This is a genomic window from Streptomyces fungicidicus (genome assembly GCF_003665435.1).
Taxonomy (GTDB): Bacteria; Actinomycetota; Actinomycetes; order Streptomycetales; family Streptomycetaceae; genus Streptomyces; species Streptomyces fungicidicus.
Genome location: NZ_CP023407.1, coordinates 3,335,203 through 3,356,219, shown reverse-complemented (window position 1 = coordinate 3,356,219; position 21,017 = coordinate 3,335,203). Strand labels below are relative to the sequence as shown.

Genomic DNA, 21,017 nt, shown 5'->3' with positions numbered 1-21,017 from the left:
GTGCTTCGGCATGCTTCCGCACTGGAGGTTCCGTTGGCCGCGCATCCCCCCACCCGCAGAAGCGTCCTCAGGTCCGCCGGCGGTCTCGGCGCCGCGATGGCGCTGGGCGCCACAGGCGTGCTCGCGGCGGCCTCACCGGCCGCGGCGGTCGGCGACGGCTTCGGCCTGAGCATCGTGGAACGCGACGAGAGAGACCCCCGGATGCGGTACTACCGCTTCCGGACCGACGCCATCGGCTGGAACCCGGGGGTGAACGTGCTGCTGCCGGACGACTACCACCACAGCGGCCGCACCTACCCCGTCCTCTACCTGCTGCACGGCGGCGCCTCGGACTTCATCGAGTTCGACCGCCTGGGCGTCCGGAGCTGGACCGCGGGCAAGCCGATCATCGTCGTCATGCCCGACGGCGGCCGCGCGGGCTGGTACTCCAACCCCGTCAGCTCCCTCGTCGGCCCCCGCAACTGGGAGCACTTCCACATCAACCAGCTGCTGCCCTGGGTCGAGGCGAACTTCCGCGCCTACGCCGAGTACGCGGGCCGGGCCGTGTCCGGCTTCTCCATGGGCGGCTTCGGCGCGCTCAAGTACACCGCCAAGTACTACGGCCACTTCGCGTCCGTCAGCTCCCACTCCGGCCCGGCCAGCCTGCGCCGCGACGCGGGACTCGTCACCCACTGGGCCAACGTCTCCTCCGCCGCCGCCGAGCTGGGCGGCGGCACCGTCTACGGCGCCCCGCTGTGGGACGAGGCCCGGGTGAGCGCCGACAACCCGGTGGAGCGGATCGAGAGCTACCGCCACAAGCGGATCTTCCTCGTCGCCGGCGTCAGCCCCGACCCGATCAACTGGTTCGACAGCGTCAACGAGACCCAGGTGCTCGCCGGACAGCGGGAGTTCCGCTCCCTGCTGACCGGGGCCGGGATCGCCCACGAGGCCCACGAGCTGCCCGGCGGTCACTTCGTCCGCGACGAGATGATGCGGCGGGACATCGACGGGATGATCGGCCACCTGCGCCGGGCCTGAGGGGAAGACCTCCGGTACCGCCGTTCCGCGGCGGGCGTTCCGTGCCCGCGCCCGCCGCGGACGTGACCCGCGCCACTCGTCGTATCCTCGCGCGCAGGAAGTAACGTTCGGGGTGTCCGGCAGGGGTGGCGGGACGGAACGGGGGAGCGGTGAGCGGGATCGTGGTCCATTCACCGGCGGAGAGCGACGGCGGACCGGTGACCCTGCGGCTCGGACCGGGGGAGCGCGTGCTGTTCGGCCGCGGCTCGACGGCCACACCGGTCGGGCTGCGTTTCTCCGACGAGGCGGTCTCCCGGCTCGCCGGGGAGATCCACGCGACCGACGACCACTGGCAGCTGAGCAACCTCAGCACCACGCACGGCTATCTGGTGGAGAACCCGGAGGGCGCGGGCGAGTACCTGCGGGTGCCACCGCGCCGCGTCGGGGCGCCCATCCCGTTCGAGTTCTCCCGGGTGGTGCTGCCGTCGCGCCGCGACACCCCGGTGTCCTTCCTGGTGTTCGCGCCCGACCACGTCTACCTCGACCCGCACACGAGCGGCGGCTCCTGGGACAGCCGCACCCTCACGGCGTACTCGCTGGACGAGACCGCCACCTACTTCCTGGTGCTCGTGGCGCTCTGCGAGCCGTGGCTGCGGGACCGTTCGCCGGTCGCGGTGCCGACCACCCCCGAGGTCGTCGAGCGGCTCCGCGGGCACTCGGGCCGCACCGGTTTGACCGCCCGCGCGGTCAGTTCGCACATCGACTACCTCGCGGACGAGAAGCTGCGGATCGGCGCCCCCGCCGCGCCCGGGGCCGACAGGGCGCAGCGCAGGAACGGCAAGCGCGAGGCCGTCGTCGCGCTCGCCCTGAAGTTCGGGATCGTGCGCGAGGAGCACCTCGCGCTCCTGCCGCCGCGCTCCGGGACCGCCGCGGCGGACGGCGGGGTGTGACGCGGATGGCGCGCGACCGGGCCGCCTGGGACAGCGACGGGTCCGAACCACTGCCCCCGGGGTACCGGGTGGGCGGCTGGATCGTCGGCGAGCCGATCGGGGCCGGCGGCTGGGCCACCGTCTACGCCGGACGTCCCGCCGGCGCGGAGCGGGACGACGGGACGGCGGTCGCGCTCAAGGTCATGCCGACCGCCGGACTCGCGCCCCGTCAGGCCCGCAGGGTGGCCGAGGCGGCCCGCCGGGAGGCCGAGCTCGGCCGGGCCCGGCATCCGGGACTCGTCGGGCTGCTCGACACCCTCGTGCTGCAGGCCCCCGACCGGCCGTCCCTGGACGGCGCGCTCGTCCTCGTCATGGAGCGCGCCCGGTGCAGCCTGCGCGAACTGCTCGGCGACGGTCTCGAGGAGGCCGAGGGCGCCCGGATCGTCACCGGGATCTGCGAGGGACTCGCCCAGCTGCACCGCTCCGGGTGGGTGCACGGCGACCTCAAGCCCGAGAACGTCCTCATCGGCCAGGACGGCGAGGTGTGGCTCTCGGACTTCGGGTTCGCCGTCGAGCTGACCGGCACCCACGGCTACGCGGCCCCGATGGGCACCCTCGGCTACCTGCCGCCCGAGCGCTGGAGCGAACCGCTCGGCGAACAGGGCGTGCTGGTCCGGCCCACCGCCGACATCTGGGCGCTGGGGATCGTGATCCACGAGGTGTTCGCCGCCGGCGCCGTGCCGTTCGGCGGCGCGACTCCGGCGGCGCTCCGGGCCGCCGTGCAGGAGTACGCCGACGGGGGTGCGCCGCTGCGGCTGGACCCGGCCGTCCCGGAGTTCTGGCGCGCCGTCGTCACCGACTGCCTCGCCCCCGGGCACGCCGCCCGCGCCCCGCACACGGCCGAGCGGCTCCTCGAGCGGATCCGCGGCCGGGACGCCGGCCGTGCCGCGTCCGCGCGTCCGCGCCTGCGTACCGTCCTGCCCACCCTCGCCGCGTGCGCCGTCGTCGCGGGCGGGGCCGTGCTCTGGCCCGACCCGGAGAACGGCCGGTCCGGCGCGCGGACCGCCCAGATCCGGGTGTTCAACGCCGAGGCGGAGTGCCGCGACCGGGCGGACCGCGACCCGCAGTGCAGTCTCGGCCTCGCGGTCGACCCGCTGGTCCCGTACACCGCGCGGAACGTCGTGCCGAGCCGGGTGTGGCACGGCGACGTCCTCGACGCCGCGTGCCGGCTGGCCGAGGGCCTGCCCGTCGTCGACGAGGCGGGCCGGCGGTCCACCGCCTGGTACCGGGTCCGCGTCCCGCGCGCCGCCCCGGCGGCCACCGCGTGGCTGCCGGCCGTCCGCACGGAGGACCGTCCGGAACTCCCGTCCTGCACCCGCCCCGCGCACCGGGGCCCGGTCGCCCACGAGGGACGGCCGGGCCGGGCGCACACGGTGGCGGCGCGTCAGCAGTTGGGGATGACCGCGCCGTTGTTGTCCCGTGCCTCGTCGTTGCCCCAGCGGGACAGGTAGTACGCCGAGACATAGGCTCCGCGCCCGTTCTTGCCGGCGTAGACGGTGTCGAGGTCGGTCTTCAGCCACCAGTGGTTGTAGGTGCCGTTCGCGCCGCGGATCTCCTGGCCCCACACCTTGCAGTACACGTAGTTGGTGCCCGCGTTGAGCACGCCCTGCGCGTCGTTGGTGTTCGGCTGCGCGTAGCCGGTGGCGTTGGCGAAGGTGTCGACCCAGTACTTGCCGGCGCCGCAGCCGTTGTCGCTGGTCAGGTGGTAACCGCCGTACGAGCCGGGGTAGGCGAGCTGGGTTCCGTTGATCTTGATCTTCTGGCCGACGCCGTTGTAGAGCTGCTCGTAGTGGATGTGGGCGCCGGAGCTGTTGCCGGTGCTGCCGGTGGTGCCGATCTGCTGGCCCTGGCCGACGGAGGCGCCGCTGGGGACGGAGAAGGCGTTCAGGTGGAAGTAGTACGTCTTCCAGCCGCCGCCGTGGTCGATGACGATGTAGTTGCCGGCGCCGTTCGCCTGGTAGTAACGGGTGGCGGTGCCGGAGGCCGAGGCGAGCACGGGCGAGCCGCTGGTGGTGCCGCCGTCACTGCGGACGAAGTCCAGCGCCTCCCGGACCTCCGCGGAGTGGTGGCTGTACGTCCATTTCTGGCCGCAGGCGAAGGGGGCCTTGAAGAGGGGCGCCGCCTGCGCGGGCGTCGCGGTGAACAGGCCGCCCACGAGGGCGATGAGGCCCAGCAGGGCGATGCGTGCCGATCTCAATGCTGTCTCCGAACTGACGAGGTGCGTGGGGTGGAGGGACGTCCGGCTGCGCGGACGGGCCAAGGATGCCCGAGCTTGATGGGTCCACGACAGGCCACTCCGGAACGTTCCGGAGCCACCCGGTTCACACTCCTCACACTCCGCGTACCGATTCACCCCCTCAACCGGCCGTCGCCGTTCGATTACAGTGCTGGGCGTCGTACGTACGGACGGGGCCCCGGGAGGTCTTGGTGGGCAGTACTGCCGGGCCCGTGTGGGGGCGTCGCGAGCAGCAGGACTTCCGCAGCCGGGTGCGCGGCACGCTGCTCGGGGTCGCCCTCGGCGACGCGCTGGGAGCGCCCGTCGACAGGGCGACGACCGACGGGATACGGGAGGCGCACGGCGCGGAGGGCATCACCGATCTGGCCCCCGCGCACGGCCGGCGCGGCGCGGTCACCCACCACACCCAGCTCACCCTCTTCTCCGTGGACGGACTGATCCGCGCCCAGGTACGGCGCGACACCGGCGCCTGGCACCCGCCGACCGACGTGCACCGGGCGTATCTGCGCTGGGCCACCACGCAGCGCGACTGGGGCCCGGACGAGCGCCGCAAGGACGACGGATGGCTGGCGCGGGAGGAGTGGCTGTACGCCCGCCGGGACCCGGTCCGCACGCTGCTGCTCGGGCTCGGCGACGAGACCATGGGGACGCCGTCGGCGCCCAAGAACCCCGGTGAGGCGGGTCCCGAGGCCGCCGCCCGGTCCGCGCCCTTCGGGCTGCTCGTCGGCTGGGAGCCGCAGCTCGTCGTCCAGCTCGCCGTGGAGTGCGCGGCGCAGACCCACGGCCACCCGGTCGCCTGCCTCGCGGCGGGCGCGTACGCGGTGATCGTGCACGCGCTGGCCCGGGGCGAGAGCCTGGACACGGCGGTGCAGCAGGCGCTGGCCCTGCTGGGCGTCCGGCCGGGTCACCAGCCGGTGTCGGACGCGCTGCAGCGCGCGCTGGGCGCGGTACGGCAGGGGATGCCCACCCCGGAGCGGGTCTCGGAGCTGACCGGGAACGCCACCGCCGAGGGGCTGCTGGCCGCCGCCGTGTACTGCGCGCTGGTGGGGGAGGACGTGCGCCACGGGCTGTGCCTCGCCGTCAACCACGACGGGCCGAGCGCCGCCGCCGGCGCGCTGACCGGCGGGCTGCTCGGGGCGCTGCACGGCGAGACGGCCCTCCCGCCGGCCTGGCTGGCCGAACTGGAGGGCCGTCCCACGGTCCTGGAACTCGCCGACGACTTCGCGATGGAGATGACCCAGGGCCCCGCCCTGCACGGCCCCGCCGGCGCGTCCCCCGCCTGGCTGACCCGCTACCCCCGCGGCGCCTGAGAGGGACGCGGGGGACCTGCTTTCTAAGGGGCGCGGGGAACTGCGCGAAGGGGGTCCGGGGGCAACGCCCCCGGGGACGGGACGGGAAGGGGCGGCGGGGGCGACAAACCACACCTGAACGCCCCCGCCGGACCTAGTCCTTCACAGGAGCCGCCGCCGGACCCTCCGCCGGCGCCGGCACCGCCGCAGCCGAGTCGTCGTCACCATCGGTGTTGACACGGTCGATCACCGCCAGCCGTTCAGGCGTGTCCTCCGGCTTCACGAACCCGATCAGGACGTACAGCACCAGCGACACCGCGAGCGGCACGGAGACCTGGTACTCCAGCGGGACCCCGCCGTCGACGGCCCAGTCGATCGGGTAGTTCACCAGCCAGAAGGCCAGCAGCCCCAGACCCCAGCTGGTGATCGCCGCCGTCGGACCGGAGCGGCGGAACGGCCGCAGCAGGCCCAGCATCATCGGGATGGCGATCGGGCCCATCAGTCCCGCCACCCACTTGATGACGACCGTGATGATGTCCTTGAAGGTGGGGGAGTTGACCTGGGTGGCGACCGCCATGGACAGACCGAGGAAGACCACCGTCGTCACCCGGGCCGCGATCAGGCCCGACCGGTCGCCCCACCCGCGGGCCTTCGCCGACAGCACCGGCGCCACGTCACGCGTGAACACGGCCGCGATGGCGTTGGCGTCCGAGGAGCACATGGCCATCGTGTGGGAGAAGAAGCCGACGATGACCAGGCCCAGCAGGCCGTGCGGCAGCAGCTGCTCGGTCATCAGGGCGTAGGAGTCGGAGCCGTCCGCCTTCTGGGACTCCACCAGCAGCGGCGACATCCACATCGGGAAGAACAGGATCAGCGGCCAGACGAGCCACAGCGCCGCCGACAGCCGCGCCGAGCGCGTCGCCTCGCGGGCGTTGGGGGTGGCCATGTAGCGCTGGGCCTGGTTGAGCATGCCGCCGTTGTACTCGAACAGCTTGATGAACAGGAACGCCAGCAGGAAGATCGTGCCGTACGGCCCGACCAGCGGTTTGGCGTGGCCCTGGAGTTCCGGCTGGTCCCAGACGCCGAAGAAGCCGCCGTGGTCGCCCAGTTCGGCCAGCACCGCGACGAACATGGCGATACCGGCCAGCAGCTGGATGACGAACTGGCCCAGCTCGGTCAGCGCGTCGGCCCACAGACCGCCGATGGTGCAGTAGATCGCCGTGACCACGCCGGTGATCAGGATGCCCTGGTTGAGCGAGACGCCGGTGAACACCGACAGCAGGGTGGCGATCGCCGCCCACTTGGCGCCCACGTCCACGATCTTCAGCAGCATCCCGGACCAGGCCAGCGCCTGCTGGGTCTTCAGGTCGTAGCGGTTCTTCAGGTACTCCAGCGGCGAGGCCACGTGCAGCCGGGAACGGAGCCGGTTGATCCGCGGGGCGAACAGCCTGGACCCGATGGCGATGCCGAGGGCGATGGGGAAGGACCAGGTGACGAAGGACGTCACGCCGTACGTGTAGGCGATGCCGGCGTAGCCGGTGAACATCACCGCGCTGTACCCCGACATGTGGTGGGAGATACCGGAGAGCCACCACGGCATCTTGCCGCCGGCCGTGAAGAAGTCGCTGACGTTGTCCACCCGCTTGTGCGACCAGACACCGATGCCGACCATCACGGCGAAGTAGCTGATGAGCACCGCCCAGTCGAGACTGTTCATGTCCCCCCTTCCAGGGTCCGCCTTGTGAACTCCACTCAGCTGGTTGGCACTTCGCCTGAGCGGGGTAGGGACGGGGAAGGGTGCGAAGTGCCCGCTCATCGTGGGCGTCCTGGCGAGGGCACGACAAGGAAGCGTCAGGTCAAGAGGGAGTAAAGATGTTCGACTAGTTGACCGTCGTTCATGGACATGAACGCCCTTCGAGGCCGGGCAGCCTCGTCAGCGCAGCTCGTCGGGGCAGGGAGTGCCCCGGTCCCACTGGTAGGGAGCGGCCAGCCGGTACGTCCCCGGCTCCGGCGCGAGCAGCATCGTCCACGCGTCGCCGTCCGCGTCCTCCTCCGTCTCCATCAGGCAGCCGTTGACGTTCTCGAACGTCTTCGGCTCACCCTCCGGACGGTCCTGGGACCGAGCCGTCTCCTGCGGCGGCTCCAGCGCCTTGCCGTCGGCGTCGACGAGGCTCAGCCACGGCGAGTACGGGACGCGGATCAGGATCCGGCCCGCCTTCTCCACCCGCAGGGTCCACTCGCCCTGCTCGGCCCGCTCCACGACCGTGTTCGGCTCCGCCAGCGGCGTCGGCTCGTCCACGGCGAACAGCTGCCAGTTGGCGTCGCCCCAGATCTGCTTCAGATACGGCAGCCCGCGCTGCACCAGCTCCCGCTCCCGCTGGCCGCCGTCGCCGTCCGGCTCGTCCTTCGGCAGCACCACGAAGTGCACGCCCCAGCGCTTCAGCCACTCGCGGTAGTTCGCCGAGTTGAGCGTGTCGTCGTAGAAGAGCGGGTTGCGCTTCATGTCGGCCTGCCGGTTCCAGCCGCGGGCCAGGTTGACGTACGGGGCGAGGGCGGACGCCTCGCGGTGCGAGCGGGCCGGGACGACCTCCACACGGCCCTGCCCGGCGCCGACCTCCTGCAACTCGTTCACCAGCGGCGCCAGCTCGCGCGCCCAGGACGCGGCCGGCGTGGTGTGCACGACGTCGTCGACCGACTTGAAGCCGATCCAGCCGGTGAAGCCGGCGATCGCGACGACGATCACGTACCACTTGCGGGACTTCGGCACGGCGAACGGCAGCGCCGCCACCAGCACCACCCCGCCGAACAGCATCGCCAGCCGGGTCATGTTCGACCCGATCTGAGAGCTGATCAGCCAGACCAGCACGATCCCCAGCCCGTACACCCCGGACGTGATCCGTACGGTCTTCCAGTCCGCGGGCACCAGGACGCACACCAGGACCGAGTACAGCAGCGGCAGGATCACCGAGCCGATGCCCATCGGCTGGGTCCCCGAGAACGGGAACAGCCAGGCCGACACCGCCACCACCGCGGCGGGCGCCAGCCCCAGCGCCCACGCCCCCGGCCGGCGCTTCTGCAGGAACAGCGCCACCGCCACCAGGCCCACGAACAGGCCCGCGACCGGCGACGCCATGGTGGCCAGCGCCGCCAGCGGGGCCGCGCACAGGGCCTTCGCCCAGCGCTTGTAGCGCCAGCGGTACGGCCAGCAGAAGACGACGGCGACCGCGCCGAGCGCGAACACCGTGCCGAGCCCGTACGTCACCCGGCCCGAGGCCGCGTTGCACAGCAGCGCGAACACCCCCGCGAGCGCCGCCCACAGCGGGTTGCGCACCGACCGGCTGCGCATCAGCACCAGCGTCAGCAGCCCCGCCGACACGGTGCCCGCGATCATCATGGTGGTCCGCACCCCGAGGACCGACATCAGGTACGGCGACACCACGCTGTACGACACCGGGTGCATACCCCCGTACCAGGCGAGGTTGTACGCGGAGTCCGGGTGCCGGCCGACGAACTCGGCCCACGCGTCCTGCGCGGCGAGATCACCGCCGCTGTTCGCGAACGTGAAGAACCAGACGATGTGCAGCAGGCCGGCGAGAGCGGTCACGGACAGCACCGGGTGCCGCAGCATCCGGGCGCGGACGGCGAGGACGGCCGTCATGACGCGGCCGGGGGGCTTCTTCCCGGCCTGCCCCGGCCGGTTCACGGGTACGGGTATTCGCGGGCCGGATCCCGGGTCCGGATCGGCGTCGTCGGCGCGTGTCGGCTCCGCTGTGGCCACCTGAAGGCACTCCCCGTGTCCCGTGCTCCTGCCCGATTCGTGACGCTAGCACGCACCCCGCCGGCCGTCGCCCGGGTGGGCTCCGTCCGGCGGGGTGCGGGTTGTGTCCCGGCTCAGGTGATACGCGTCAGCTTGTCCGTGAAGCCGGGCTCCACGAGGTCCTCCTGCAGTGCGACCGGGACCTTGACGGCTCCGTTGCTGCCGTCGCCCACGGTGAGCGTGCCCACCTTGGTGCCGGCCTTCGCCGTGTGCGGCAGCTCGTCCCCGGCGAACGTCAGCTTCACCGACAGGCCCGCCCAGCCGACGGCCTTCACGTCCTCGGTCACCGCGACGGGCGTACGGCCGCCGAGGCCGTCGTCCGCGTACCCGACGACGGTGCCCTTCTTCAGGATCGTCGCCGACTCCAGGGCGCCCTGCGCGGCCCGGATCAGCTGGTCGCCCGCGGACAGGGCGCCGGCCAGGATGGTGTTGTCCGCGCCGCCCTCGGGCTGGCGCACCACCGCGCCGATGATCCGCCGGGTCTCGCCGTCGACGTCCTTCTTGGCGGCGAAGGAGAGGTTGCCGAGCGCGGAGGTGGTCGTACCGGTCTTGATGCCGACGACGTTGTTGTGGCCGACCAGCCGGTTCCAGTTGCCGTGCTTGACGCCCTTGTAGTCGATGTACTCCATCATCGCGGCGACCTCGCGGAACGCGGGCTGCTCCATCGCGGCCTTGGCCAGCTTCACCTGGTCCACGGCGGTGCTCACGGTGGTGTTGTTCAGACCCGAGGGGTCGGTGTACGTCGTGTTGGTCATGCCGAGGTCCTTCGCGGCCTCGTTCATCTTCTCGACGAACGCCTTCTCCGAACCGGCGTCCCAGCGGGCGACCAGTCGCGCCACGTTGTTCGCGGACGCGATCAGAATGGCCTCGAGGGCCTCCCGCTGGGAGATCTTGTCCCCGGCGGTCACCTGGACGGTCGACTCGTCACCGGCGCTGGACTGCTTCTCGGCGGTCTGGTCGACGTCGATCATCGGACCGTCGGCGCCGCTCTTCAGCGGGTGGTCGCGCAGGATCAGGTACGCCGTCATGACCTTGGCGACACTGGCGATCGGCACGGGCTTCTGCTCGCCGGACGAGCCGAAGGTGCCGATGCCGTCGACGTCCAGCGCGGCCTGCCCCTTGGCCGGCCACGGGATCTCGGGCTTGCCGCCCTCGAAGGTGTAGCTGTCCTCGGCGGTGAGCACCAGGGTGGGCGTCGGGAGCGGGCGGAAGTTCTGCACGACCGCGAACACGATCACCAGCAGCAGGACCAGCGGCGTCCAGATCTTGACCCGGCGCACCGCGGTCCGCAGCGGGGTCTGCGGGGGCGGCGGGGTGTTGGTCAGCTCGGCCAGCAGGTCCAGCGGCGGCTTGGGCGGCAGCGGCTGCTGCGTGGTCCGCTCGGGGCCGACCTGGGGGAGGGCGGTGGTGGGCCCGGTCGGGCCGGCCGTGCCGCCGGGAGCGGTGGGCGGCTTGCCACCGCCCAGGTCCTCGTCCCGCTTGAGCGCCACGAACTTGCTGGTCCGCTCGGCCTCGGCCTCGCGACGGCTGACGTCGCCCAGTTTGAGCATGGTGGTGGGCTGGTCCACGGCGGGCGCGGAGGCGCGTCCGGTCCGGAACACCGCGGTGGGCTGGTCGACGGGGCCCTTGGGCTTGGGCCTGCCGCCCCCGTCCGGGTCGCCGCCCCCGGACTTCGGCGCGCTCGCGCCCGAACCGCCCTCGTCACGCTTCGCCGTGCCGTCGGGCTCGTCGCCCTCGGAGTCGTCGTCGCCCGAGGCGGCCTTCGCGTCCGCCTCCGCCTCCGGCTCCTCGCTCTCGGGCTCGTCGGCAGCCCCTCCCTTGCCGGCGACTGCCTCGTCCTCGGAGCCGTCGTCCGAGTCCCCCTCCGGGGCGGTCTTCGCCGGTGGCCCCGCGTCGCGGGAGGCCTCGCTCGCGGGGGCGGCGGACCGTGCCGTACCGGCGGCTGCCCGGCCTTCGGCGTCCGTCGCGGCTTCCGCGGGCTTCTCCGGGGCGCTCGCGGGCGTGCCGGTTGCCGCCGTTACGGCGGGCTTCTCGTCCTCGGCGTCCTCCGCGTCCGTGGAGGCATCGGTCGCGTCCGCGTCCGTGGCGCTCTTCGCGGGCTCGGCGGCGTCGTCCGCGTGGTCCGAGGCGTCCGTGGCGGTCTGGGCGGGCGTCTTCGCCGTCGCGGCGGGCTTCTCGTCCTCGGAGGCGTCGGTCGCGTCCACGTCGGCCGCGGACCGTGCCGTGGCTGCGGGTGCCTGGTCCTCGGCGTCCTCGCCGCGCGGGGAGGCGTCCGTCGCGTCAGTGTCCGCGTCCGGGGCGTCCTTGGCGGCCGTCTCCGGGTCGCGGGGAGCGTTGCTCGCGGGCGTGCCGGTCTCCGCCGTCGCGGCGGGCTCGTCCTCGGAGGCGTCGGTCGCTTCCGTGTCGGCCGCGGACCGGACCGGGACGGCGGGTGTCCGGCCCTCGGCGTCCCCGTCGCCCGTGGAGGCGTCCCTGGCGGTCTCCGCGGGCGTCTCCGGGGCGCGGGGGGCTTCGCTCGTGGCCGTGCCCGTCTCCGTCGCCCCGGCGGGCGTCTCGTCGCCCTCGGGGGCGGCGGCGGGCTTCGCCGGACCGTCCCCGGTGCCGGTGCCGGCGCCGGTGTCCGTGCCGTTCGTGTGCGGCGTCTCGTCCGGCTCCGCCGAGCGGACCCAGGAGGCCACCGCCTCGCGGAGCCGGCCGTCGCGCGTCGACAGCACCCGCGTGGCCGTGTCGACGCGGTCACGCTTCTCCGAGGGCCCGGCGGCCTCGCGGGCCACCGCCAACCGGGGATCCCGCTTCTCGGGAACCGGACCCGCGCTCCCCGACGTCGGTTCTGCCGACGACTCGCGCTGCTTCGACCTGTCGGGGGACTCGCCCGCCACCGATGCCTCCTCGCTGTGCCGCACGCCCCGCGTGCGCCAACCGAACCGTGAACCGCCCGCACCGGACAGCGCTCCGCAGCGCTGTCCGAACCATGTACCAGTGTCCTGTGTGCGGGCTTACCCCACGTGGTAGACGAGAACGACATAGCTACCGGTTCCCTTACGAACCGGTCACGCACCCTCGACAGACCAATGTGAGAGGGGTCACCCTGTCAGACATCCACGCGGGGAGGCATGGATGGGCAGGAGCCGCAGAACACTTCCGGAGGAGCTTCTGCTGCTGGCGCTGGACCCGACCACGGGTACCACCGCACAGCCGCAGTCGCTCGACCTCGGTCTGGCCGGAGCACAGCTAGTGGAGCTGGCGCTGGCCGGACGGATAGCCCCAGACGGGGATCGTATCGCCGTGGTGGTGCCACGGCCGACTGGAGACCCAACACTGGACTGCGCGTTGGAGTTGCTGCGAAGGCGCGGCGCTCCCGTACGGGCGGTCAACTGGATCGGCGGGCCGCGTCTCGGGCTGCGCCAGACCTACCTCTCGCATCTGGAGCGGTGCGGCATGGTGCACGCCGTGGCCGGACAGATGTGCGGGGTGCTGCCGACGACTCGCTACCAGGCGACGGACACCGAGATCAGCCGGGAGATCAGGTCCCGGCTGGACTCCGCGATCCGCACCGGCGTCCCGCCGGACCCGCGGACCGCGGCGCTCGCCGCACTGGCGCACGCGGTGGGTCTCGGCAAGCACCTGTACCCGGGGAACGAGGGACGCTCCTCGCGTTCCCGGTTGCGGGACCTGATCCGGCACGACCCGATGGGCGGCCTCGTGGCGCACGCCGTGATGGACGTCCAGAACGGCGTGGCGGCACAGCCGCGCCGCAGCCCCGCTCCGGCAGGCCGGCAGGCCCCCGCCGGCGGCAGGGGCGCACCGGAGCCCGCCCGTGGAGTTCCGGCGCAACCCCACCGAGGATCCATGGCACGCGTCGCGGCCCACTGAGCAGTTCGTCCCCAGGGCCAACGGCACGGCACGTCCGACGGATCCACGGCACCGCAGACCCGGTCACGGGAGCCGCCGTCCGAGCGGGGCGGAGAGAACACACGGGTTCTCTCCGCCCCGCTCGGCGTGCCCGCGGCCCCGAAGTCGCGCGCGCCCGTCGTTTATCCACCATTTTCCAGCGGTCGTCAGCGCTGTGGTGGCAGTCTGCTCATCAGCAGACACGCAAAGTGGCAAGTGCGAGACACACAGCCGGAGGTGCCCGTCCCGTGGCGTCCAATGTCAATCCCACCGTCAGGCGGCGCCGGCTGGGCCAGGAGCTGCGCCGGCTCCGTGAGCTCAAGGGCATGACCGCCGAGGAGGTGGCCGAGCGGCTGCTGGTGTCGCAGTCGAAGATCAGCCGCCTAGGGAACGGCCGGCGCAGCATCAGCCAGCGCGACGTCCGCGACCTGTGCGGGGTGTACGAGGTCGAGGACCAGCGGATCGTCGAGTCGCTGATGCAGATGGCCAAGGACTCGCGCCAGCAGGGCTGGTGGCACGCCTTCGGCGACATCCCGTACAGCGTCTACATCGGCCTGGAGACGGACGCGGAGTCGCTGCGGGTCTACGAACCGCAGATCATCACCGGCCTGCTGCAGACCCGCGCGTACGCCGAGGCGATCGTCCAGGGCGGTTCGCCGGAGTCGTCCGGGCAGGACAACGACAAGCGGGTCGAGGTACGGCTGCGCAGGCAGAGCCGCATCACCGCCGACAAGGACCCGCTGCGGCTGTGGGTGGTGCTGGACGAGGCGTCGCTGCGCCGGGTCGTCGGCAGCCGGCAGGTGATGCGGGAACAGCTCGAGCACGTCATGGAGTTGTCGCAGCTGCCGCACGTCACCGTGCAGGTGCTGCCGTTCGAGGTCGGCGCGCACGCCGGCATCAACGGCCAGTACTCGATCCTGGAGTTCGCCGACGCGGCCGACTCGAGCGTCGTCTACATCGAGGGCGTCACCAGCGACCTGTACCTGGAGAAGCCGCACGACGTGCAGAAGTACACGGTGATGTACGAGCACCTGCGGGCGCAGTCGCTCAACGTGGAGCAGTCGCGGCAGCTCGTCGAGCGCCTCGCGAAGGACTACGCGCGCTGAGACCCCGCCGGCGGTGAAGGGGCGGGATAATAACCCCCTGACATGCCAGTGTGGAAGTCTCGCCTGGAATATGCCACCCGGTCGAGTGAACGACCGCTCCGAAGGAAGATGTCGGCGAGTAGCGTCGATCACGCCAGCCACCAGCGGGGGTTGGCGAAATCCGTTCTGCGGGTCCATGCCGGAATGCGCAGGCCGGTGACAGCACTCAGCATCTGGCTACGGAGCGAACATGGCAATTCGTCTGGGCGCCACGGAAACGTGGACGACGTCCTCCTACACCAACAACAACGGCGCGTGCCTGATGGTCAGGTCGACCACCGAGGCGGCGCTGGAACTCGGGGACACCAAGGTCCCCGAGGGTCCGAAGGTGGCCTTCCGCGCGGACGCGTGGAGCGCCTTCGTGACCTCGGTCAAGGGCTGACCGGCAGGAGCACCACCGACAGGGCCCTCTCGACGAGTTCCGCCGTCCTGGCCGAGAGGGCCCGGCTCGTGCCTTCTCGGCTCAGTGCTCCGCGCGGGCCACCGGGAAGGCCACGTCACACACCGGGTCCTCGGGCCCCGCGGCCTCCCAGTCCGCGAAGTACACCTCCCGGCAGGGGCCCGCGGGCGTCAGCCCCCGCTCCCTCATCCACTCCTCCACCGCCTCGAACGCGGCCAGGATCTGCGGGTGCGCCACCTGCGCCTTGGTGATCCGGGTGAACGCCAGCCGCTGGGCCGGCTCCACCCGTACCGCCGTCTCCCAGGCCCTGCCCCGCCGCTCCGCCCAGGCCCGCGCCGCCGCCTCGTCGGCGACCGGGACGCACGCCTCGGCGGGACCGTCGCTCTCCATGGACACCTCGGCGTGATACGCCACGAACGGCACCCCGGCGACGCCCCCGCACTCCGGGGCCGCCTCCTCCAGCCGGCCCAGCGACGCCCCGATCCACGTCGGCAACTCGTCCGCCAGCGTGTGCCGCGACTCGGTGATCAGCACCTGCGCCGGCACGTCCACCGTCTCGACCACGAACTTCCCGTACATCTCGGAACTCCTCCCCGACAGCCGTCCACGGAGGTAGTCGGCGAGCGTCCGCTGCCCGGCGAGCCGCTCCTCGACGTCCGCCCAGTAGGCGGCGAGCCGAGCGGCGGCCGTCGTGCCGTCGTCCGCGTCGACGATCCCGGCGATCCGGGCCAGCGGCATGTCCAGCTGCCGCAACAGCGCGACCAGCCGCGCCCGTTCAACCTGATCCGGGCGGTAGAACCGGTATCCGGTCGCCGTGTCGACCCGTGCCGGGGCCAGCAGCCCCAGCCGGTCGTACAGCCGCAGCGCCTTCGCCGACAGCCGCGCCCGCGCCGCGAACGCCCCGATGCCGATCAGTTCCTCGTCCACGCCGGCATCCTCCGTCGCCGGACGGCCTCTCCGCCCGGCGACGGAAACGCTCGGCCCTGCCCCAGGGGCAAGGTCAAGCGAGCGCCCGCTCGACCGCCGCGACGACCTCCGCCGACTCCGGCTCGGTCTGCGGGGAGAACCGGGCGACGACCGCGCCGTCCCGCCCGATCAGGAACTTCTCGAAGTTCCAGCGGATGTCGCCGCTGTGCCCCTCGGCGTCGGCGAACCCGGTCAGCCGCTCGTACAGGGCGTGCCGGCCGTCCCCGTTCACCTCGACCTTCTCGGTCATCGGGAACGTCACCCCGTACGTCGCCGAGCAGAACTCGGCGATCTCCGACGCGTCGCCCGGCTCCTGTCCGAGGAACTGGTTGCAGGGCACGCCGAGCACGGTGAACCCGCGCTCCGCGTACCGCTCGTGCAGCCGCTCCAGACCGGTGTACTGCGGGGTCAGCCCGCACTTGGAGGCCACGTTCACGACCAGCACGGCCCGGCCCGCGTACTGGTCGAGCCCGGCCGGACCGCCGGTCAGTGCGCCGATCTCGACATCGAGCGGGGAGGCGCCGTTGTTCTCTGCAGTCGTCATGGCGCGAGCCTAGCTTCGCGCGGCGCCGTCCCCCCGGGCGGCCTCGGCGAGCACCTCGCCCGCCGGTGTGCGCGCGTAAAGGACGGAGCGGCCCGCGCGGCCCGCCCGCTCGACCAGCCCCGCGTCCCGCAGCACCCGCAGATGGCGGCCGACCGACCCCAGCCGCTGCCCGGTCACGGCGACCAGATGGCTGGTGCTCATCGGGGAGCCGAGCAGCACCAGCACCCGGGCCCGCGCGTCCCCGAGCAGCGCGCCCAGGCTCGCCGGCACGGCCGCGGGGACGCCGGCCAGCGCGCCCGTGCACGGGTACACCACCGCGTACCGGGCGGTGCCCTCCCACGACACCCAGCCCACCCCCTGTGTCGTCACCGGCACGAAGAGCAGTTCGGCCCCGGAGATCTCCCGCGGGGGCAGCTCGTGCGCGTTCACCTGGAACCGGTTCTCCCCGAGCCAGCGCGTCCCCGGCCCCAGCGCGTCCAGCACCGTCGCCCAGCCTCCCCGCCCCACCTGCGCCACCCGGGCCAGCACATCGGCCTGAAGGATCCGCCGGCGCCGCGCCCAGTACGGGCTCACGGCCTCCCGCCAGACGCCGGTGAGGAGCCCGGCGGCGCGGTCCGGCAGGTCCTCGCGTTCCAGGAGGGCGGGGAGCGGGCCGCGCAGGGAGACCCTCAGATGCGCGCGGGCCGTGGCGGGCGGGACCGCACGGACCCGTTCGACCTCCTCCTCGAAGGTCTCCCCGCCCCGCGGGGCGCCGGTGAGGAAGTCAGCGATCCACACCGTCCCCAGCGCGGACCGCACGAGCAGCGCCGTCACCGGGTCCGCGGCCAGCCGGGCACGGTGGGCGGGCAGATGGGCGGCGAGCCACTCCCGTTCTCCGGGATGCGAGGGCCGCGCCGACTCCAGCAGCCGCAGCGCCGCGAACGTCTCGGCGAGGGGCGAGAGCACGAAGCGGCTCCCGGCGAGCGTGTCCGCACTGATCTGCCACCACCCCACGGCCGGCCGCCTCCCCGTATCTTTCGCACCCCGGCGAAACATTAACGGCCGCCCGGCGGCCGTCCGCAGACTCCGCGCATGCGCAGCTACCGCGACCTCTTCCGCACGCCCGAGTTCACCCCGCTCTTCCTCTCCTCCTCCGCCCAGACCGTCGCCCGGACCACGAGCGGCCTCGCCCTGGCCACCCTGGTCTTCCGGGAGACCGCCTCACCGCTGCTGGCCGCGCTGAGCATGTTCGGCCCGTCCCTCGCGCACGTCCTCGGCGCGACCCTGCTGATGTCGGCCGCCGACCGGCTGCCGCCCCGGGCGACCACCACCGGCACGGCGCTGGTCTACGCGGCGCTCACGGCCCTGCTGGCGCTGCCCGGCCTGCCCGTCGCGGCCGTCTTCGCGGTCCTGCTGCTCAACGGGCTGGTGGCGTCGGTGGGCGGCGGAGTCCGCTGGGGCCTGCTGAACGAGATCCTCCCCGAGGACGGCTACCTCCTGGGCCGCTCGGTCTTCAACATGATGAACGGGCTGATGCAGATCACCGGGTACGCGGCCGGCGGTGTCCTGGTGGCGGTCCTGTCCCCGCGCCGGGCGCTGCTGCTGGCGGCGGCCCTCTACGTCACGGCCGCCGCGGTCGCCCGCCTCGGCCTGACCCGCCGGCCCCCGCGCGCCACGGGCCGCCCGTCCGTACGGGCCACCTGGACCGCCAACGCCCAGCTCTGGTCCTCCGCGCCCCGCCGCCACGTCTACCTGGCCCTGTGGATCCCCAACGGCCTGATCGTCGGCTGCGAGTCCCTCTACGTCTCCTTCGCCCCCGACGCCGCGGGCACCCTCTTCGCCTGCGCGGCCCTCGGCATGCTGGCCGGTGACATCGCGGTCGGCCGACTGGTGCCGCCGGACCGCCGCCGGAGGCTGGGCGCCCCGCTGCTGCTGCTCCTGGCCACGCCCTACCTGGCGTTCGTCCTGCGCCCGCCCCTCGCGGTGGCCGCCGCCCTGGTCGCCGTGGCCTCGGCGGGATTCGCGGCGAGTCTGGTGCAGCAGCAGCGGCTGATGGCCCTCACCCCGGCCGGGCTCTCCGGGCACGCCCTCGGCCTGCACTCCTCCGGCATGCTCACCCTGCAGGGGGCCTGCGCCGCCCTGGCGGGCGGCCTCGCCCAGCTCACCTCGCCCGCGACCGCCATGACGGCGCTGGCGGCGGCGTCGGCCGGGACGACCCTGCTCCTGCTGGCCACCTCCCCGGAGCGCCGGACGGCCGTCCGGGTGTGAGCACGTCGCCCGACTCCATGGCGCGTGGCGCAACGGGCGGGCAGGATCGGGGTGTTCACCGACCGGTCGGGGGGAACCGTGCCGATGCCGCCGTACAGCTCCGCCGAATGGCCCGCGCGCAGTCTGCTGGGGAAGCTGCCGGACCAGGACCGGCGGGAACTGCTGACACTGGGCGTGGAGACCCGCTTCGAGGCGGGGGACGTGCTGCTCAGCGAGGGCGCGCACGACCGGCACGTCCTGCTGCTGCTGTCCGGGTTCGCGAAGGTGACGGCGCGCGTGGAGAACGGGGAGGCGTCACTGCTCGCGGTGCGGGTCGGCGGTGACACGGTGGGCGAGATGGCGGCCATGGACGGGGCGCCCCGCTCGGCCACGGTGACGGCGTGCGGGCCGATGCGGGCGCGGGTGCTCCAGCCGGGCGTCCTGCGCGCCCTGCTGATGCGGCGCCCCGAGGTCGGCATGACGCTCACCGGGATCGTCGCCGACCGGCTGCGCTGGGCCAACCGCCGCCGCCTGGACTTCCGCGGCTATCCGGTCAAGGTGCGGCTGGCCCGGCTGCTGGTGGAGCTGGCGACCACCTACGGGCACCCGGTGGGCGGCGGTGTCGTCCTGGGCTGCCGGCTGACCCAGCCCGAGCTGGCCGCCCTCACCGGGGCCGCCGAGACGACGGTCCACAAGGGGCTGCGCGAACTGCGCGAGGAGGGACTGCTGGAGACCGGCTACGGCACCACGGTCATCCGCGACCTCCCCCACCTCCGCCGGATCGCGGACCTCGCCCCCGGGGACTAACCCCCGCCCCCGCGTGCCCCGGCCGTCACGACAGCAGCGGCCGCACCACCACCAGCAGTCCCGCGCTGACGCCCATCACCGCCGTGCACGCCACCGCCCCGGTCAGCCACCGGTACTTGCTCAGCGCCACCCCCGCCAGGAAGCGCACCGCCTGGGACAACTCCCGGCGCTCCCGCGCCGTTCCGGCCACCTCCCCGCCGTCGGCCGGGGCGGCGGACGGGAGGATGTCCGGGCCGCTGGCCAAGTGCGCGAAGCTGTAGCGGTTGGCGCCCCGGGGACGCATGACCCGCGGCCGCAACGCGGCTGCCAGGAAGCCCGCGCCGGCGAACAGACCGCCCAGGAACAGCGCGAGCAGCACCCCCGCGAGCACCCCGGGAGCCCCGCCGTCCCGCACGGCGCGCAGGGCGGGTCCGCTCCACCAGCCCGCGGTGCCCACCAGGACCGCCTGGACGGCGGCCAGCACCCCCGCCTTGGCGTCGGCGTGCTGGTGGGTGGTCTGCAGGGCGGTGAACATGTACTGCGCCGGTCGGCTGTCCCTCTCCCGGTCGGCTCCGGTGCACGGCATACGGTCTCCCGCGGTCGGTGGTCGGCTCCCGCTCCCCATTGAGGACCGGTGCGGGCGTCCGGAACCGGCATTTCTGCGGGATTCGCCGTCACGGCAGGGAACGGCGCCTCCGCGGGACCGCGAGTGACTTGTTCTCGACCCCGCGCACCGGAACCCGCCCGTCACTTCCGTGGCCCGCTGTATGTTTCGCACCCTTCCGCATCCCGTACTTCGACGGGGTTTCCCTCTGGGCGGGCCGTGTACGACTGACGTACCGGCGTCCGCGTGGACCGGGGGAGCGGACGCCGGTGTATGCCACGGAGTCCCCTGACGTGTCCGTCCTGGGTCCGACTCCGCAGAACGAACGGGGAGTTCGAGCATGGGTACGTTCCGTCGCAGACTGCTGCTGGCGGTCGACGCCAAGGGGTACGGCCGCGTCGACGTCGTGACGCAGCGGCAGTTGCAGGAGGCCATTCAGAATCTGCTGACGGCCGCCGCCGACGCGTCCGGCCTGGAGCGGGAGCGCTGGGAGACGCAGGTGGGCGGCGACTCGGTGCTCGCCGTACTGCCCGAGGGCGCGTCCGAGCCGCACCTCGTCGACACCTTCATGCGTCATCTCGACGCCGGCCTGCGCGAGTTCAACCACACCCGGACGCGTGAGGCCTGGCTGCGCCTGCGGGTGGCCGTGCACTTCGGCACGGCGGCGGTGGCCGCCAACGGCTTCGAGGGGCGGGCCCCGGTCGAGATCGGCCGGATGCTGGACAGCGCGCCGCTGCGGTCGGCCCTGGACGCCGCGCCGGAGGCCTGCATGGCCCTCGCGGTGTCCTCGACCGTCTTCAACGACGTGGTCCGGGAGGCGTACACCACGATCCGGGCGCGGGAGTTCCACGAGGTGCGGATCGAGGAGAAGGAGTACGCCGGCCGGATATGGATCCGGGTGCCCGGACACGACGGGCCCCTGCCGGGTCCCGGGGCCGCCGGGGCCGGAGCCGCCCCTTCCGGGCCCGCCGGGCCCGCACCGGGGGGCGCGGAGGGTGGTGAATCCTCTGACGCGCGCCCCCTAAATGCTCCAACGCCTCCTGGCGACACCGTAGTTCAGGTCATTTCCGGAACCGTCCACGCTCCGGGTGCCGTCTTCGGCATCTCCAAGTGACACGGAGTGACGGC

Annotated in this window: 18 protein-coding genes; 10 read left to right on the top strand and 8 right to left on the bottom strand. The window is 73.1% G+C overall.

The window, feature by feature from the left end; all coding sequences use genetic code 11:
- Positions 1–33: 33 nt before the first annotated feature.
- From CNQ36_RS15075 to CNQ36_RS15065, 3 genes are all read left to right on the top strand, one after another.
- Complete coding sequence (locus CNQ36_RS15075; RefSeq protein WP_121546392.1) at positions 34–1,017, top strand: alpha/beta hydrolase; 984 nt, start codon at positions 34–36, stop codon at positions 1,015–1,017.
- Positions 1,018–1,166: 149 nt separating this feature from the next.
- Positions 1,167–1,946, top strand: a complete 780-nt coding sequence (locus CNQ36_RS15070; RefSeq protein WP_206278455.1) for an FHA domain-containing protein — start codon at positions 1,167–1,169, stop codon at positions 1,944–1,946.
- 5 nt (positions 1,947–1,951) lie between these two features.
- A complete protein-coding gene (locus CNQ36_RS15065; protein WP_121548467.1) occupies positions 1,952–3,436 on the top strand; it encodes a serine/threonine-protein kinase in 1,485 nt (494 codons plus the stop codon).
- Here CNQ36_RS15065 and CNQ36_RS15060 read toward each other — a convergent pair.
- On the bottom strand, positions 3,370–4,182 hold the full coding sequence (locus tag CNQ36_RS15060) for a M23 family metallopeptidase (RefSeq protein ID WP_004930176.1): 813 nt from the start codon (positions 4,180–4,182) through the stop codon (positions 3,370–3,372). The genes CNQ36_RS15065 and CNQ36_RS15060 overlap by 67 nt on opposite strands.
- Before the next feature lie 230 nt (positions 4,183–4,412).
- Here CNQ36_RS15060 and CNQ36_RS15055 point away from each other — a divergent pair, with 230 nt between their 5' ends.
- Positions 4,413–5,531: an ADP-ribosylglycohydrolase family protein gene (locus CNQ36_RS15055; RefSeq protein ID WP_121546391.1), complete on the top strand. Its 1,119-nt coding sequence runs from the start codon at positions 4,413–4,415 to the stop codon at positions 5,529–5,531.
- Positions 5,532–5,664: 133 nt separating this feature from the next.
- On the opposite strand, the gene CNQ36_RS15050 is transcribed toward CNQ36_RS15055, so the two are convergent.
- The 3 genes from CNQ36_RS15050 to CNQ36_RS34705 form a co-directional block, all read right to left on the bottom strand.
- Positions 5,665–7,227 carry a sodium:solute symporter family protein gene (locus CNQ36_RS15050; RefSeq protein WP_121546390.1) on the bottom strand — a complete coding sequence of 521 codons (1,563 nt, stop codon included), beginning with the start codon at positions 7,225–7,227 and terminating at the stop codon, positions 5,665–5,667.
- Positions 7,228–7,443: 216 nt separating this feature from the next.
- Positions 7,444–9,288, bottom strand: coding sequence for an MFS transporter (locus CNQ36_RS15045; protein WP_121546389.1), 1,845 nt, complete (start codon positions 9,286–9,288; stop codon positions 7,444–7,446).
- 113 nt (positions 9,289–9,401) lie between these two features.
- Positions 9,402–12,206 carry a D-alanyl-D-alanine carboxypeptidase gene (locus CNQ36_RS34705; RefSeq protein WP_163013270.1) on the bottom strand — a complete coding sequence of 935 codons (2,805 nt, stop codon included), beginning with the start codon at positions 12,204–12,206 and terminating at the stop codon, positions 9,402–9,404.
- 238 nt (positions 12,207–12,444) lie between these two features.
- Here CNQ36_RS34705 and CNQ36_RS15035 point away from each other — a divergent pair, with 238 nt between their 5' ends.
- The 3 genes from CNQ36_RS15035 to CNQ36_RS15025 all read left to right on the top strand — a co-directional run bounded on the left by CNQ36_RS15035 (position 12,445) and on the right by CNQ36_RS15025 (position 14,745).
- Positions 12,445–13,200, top strand: a complete 756-nt coding sequence (locus tag CNQ36_RS15035) for a GOLPH3/VPS74 family protein (protein ID WP_004930184.1) — start codon at positions 12,445–12,447, stop codon at positions 13,198–13,200.
- Positions 13,201–13,466: 266 nt separating this feature from the next.
- Positions 13,467–14,324: a helix-turn-helix domain-containing protein gene (locus CNQ36_RS15030; protein ID WP_121546388.1), complete on the top strand. Its 858-nt coding sequence runs from the start codon at positions 13,467–13,469 to the stop codon at positions 14,322–14,324.
- A gap of 229 nt (positions 14,325–14,553) precedes the next feature.
- The gene (locus tag CNQ36_RS15025) at positions 14,554–14,745 is read left to right on the top strand and encodes a DUF397 domain-containing protein (protein WP_004930189.1); all 192 of its coding nucleotides are present in this window, start codon (positions 14,554–14,556) and stop codon (positions 14,743–14,745) included.
- Positions 14,746–14,826: 81 nt separating this feature from the next.
- Here the strand turns inward: CNQ36_RS15025 and CNQ36_RS15020 are convergent, their stop codons facing one another.
- The 3 genes from CNQ36_RS15020 to CNQ36_RS15010 form a co-directional block, all read right to left on the bottom strand.
- On the bottom strand, positions 14,827–15,690 hold the full coding sequence (locus CNQ36_RS15020; RefSeq protein WP_121546387.1) for a MerR family transcriptional regulator: 864 nt from the start codon (positions 15,688–15,690) through the stop codon (positions 14,827–14,829).
- Positions 15,691–15,763: 73 nt separating this feature from the next.
- Positions 15,764–16,273: a glutathione peroxidase gene (locus CNQ36_RS15015; protein WP_121546386.1), complete on the bottom strand. Its 510-nt coding sequence runs from the start codon at positions 16,271–16,273 to the stop codon at positions 15,764–15,766.
- Positions 16,274–16,282: 9 nt separating this feature from the next.
- Entirely contained in the window at positions 16,283–17,266 is a 984-nt protein-coding gene (locus CNQ36_RS15010) for an ArsR/SmtB family transcription factor (RefSeq protein WP_004930197.1), read from the bottom strand.
- Positions 17,267–17,344: 78 nt separating this feature from the next.
- Here CNQ36_RS15010 and CNQ36_RS15005 point away from each other — a divergent pair, with 78 nt between their 5' ends.
- Both CNQ36_RS15005 and CNQ36_RS15000 read left to right on the top strand, forming a co-directional pair.
- Positions 17,345–18,520, top strand: a complete 1,176-nt coding sequence (locus tag CNQ36_RS15005; protein WP_121546385.1) for an MFS transporter — start codon at positions 17,345–17,347, stop codon at positions 18,518–18,520.
- An 84-nt stretch (positions 18,521–18,604) separates the two neighbouring features.
- Positions 18,605–19,306 (top strand): Crp/Fnr family transcriptional regulator, encoded by a 702-nt coding sequence (locus tag CNQ36_RS15000; protein ID WP_121548465.1) that lies wholly within the window; start codon positions 18,605–18,607, stop codon positions 19,304–19,306.
- Between the two features lie 25 nt (positions 19,307–19,331).
- Here the strand turns inward: CNQ36_RS15000 and CNQ36_RS14995 are convergent, their stop codons facing one another.
- The gene (locus CNQ36_RS14995) at positions 19,332–19,871 is read right to left on the bottom strand and encodes a Pycsar system effector family protein (RefSeq protein WP_121546384.1); all 540 of its coding nucleotides are present in this window, start codon (positions 19,869–19,871) and stop codon (positions 19,332–19,334) included.
- A gap of 358 nt (positions 19,872–20,229) precedes the next feature.
- Between CNQ36_RS14995 and CNQ36_RS14990 the strand changes: the two genes are divergently transcribed.
- Positions 20,230–21,003, top strand: coding sequence for a hypothetical protein (locus CNQ36_RS14990; RefSeq protein WP_121546383.1), 774 nt, complete (start codon positions 20,230–20,232; stop codon positions 21,001–21,003).
- Positions 21,004–21,017 lie beyond the last annotated feature (14 nt).

What these genes read in the sequence shown, in the direction of transcription:
- CNQ36_RS15065 (WP_121548467.1), top strand. Translation starts at nt 1,952, where the DNA reads ATGGCGCGCGACCGGGCCGCCTGGGACAGCGACGGGTCCGAACCACTG.
- CNQ36_RS14995 (WP_121546384.1), bottom strand. Translation starts at nt 19,871, where the DNA reads ATGCCGTGCACCGGAGCCGACCGGGAGAGGGACAGCCGACCGGCGCAG.
- CNQ36_RS14990 (WP_121546383.1), top strand. Translation starts at nt 20,230, where the DNA reads ATGGGTACGTTCCGTCGCAGACTGCTGCTGGCGGTCGACGCCAAGGGG.
- CNQ36_RS15005 (WP_121546385.1), top strand. Translation starts at nt 17,345, where the DNA reads ATGCGCAGCTACCGCGACCTCTTCCGCACGCCCGAGTTCACCCCGCTC.
- CNQ36_RS15015 (WP_121546386.1), bottom strand. Translation starts at nt 16,273, where the DNA reads ATGACGACTGCAGAGAACAACGGCGCCTCCCCGCTCGATGTCGAGATC.
- CNQ36_RS15050 (WP_121546390.1), bottom strand. Translation starts at nt 7,227, where the DNA reads ATGAACAGTCTCGACTGGGCGGTGCTCATCAGCTACTTCGCCGTGATG.
- CNQ36_RS15035 (WP_004930184.1), top strand. Translation starts at nt 12,445, where the DNA reads ATGGGCAGGAGCCGCAGAACACTTCCGGAGGAGCTTCTGCTGCTGGCG.
- CNQ36_RS15000 (WP_121548465.1), top strand. Translation starts at nt 18,605, where the DNA reads ATGCCGCCGTACAGCTCCGCCGAATGGCCCGCGCGCAGTCTGCTGGGG.
- CNQ36_RS15025 (WP_004930189.1), top strand. Translation starts at nt 14,554, where the DNA reads ATGGCAATTCGTCTGGGCGCCACGGAAACGTGGACGACGTCCTCCTAC.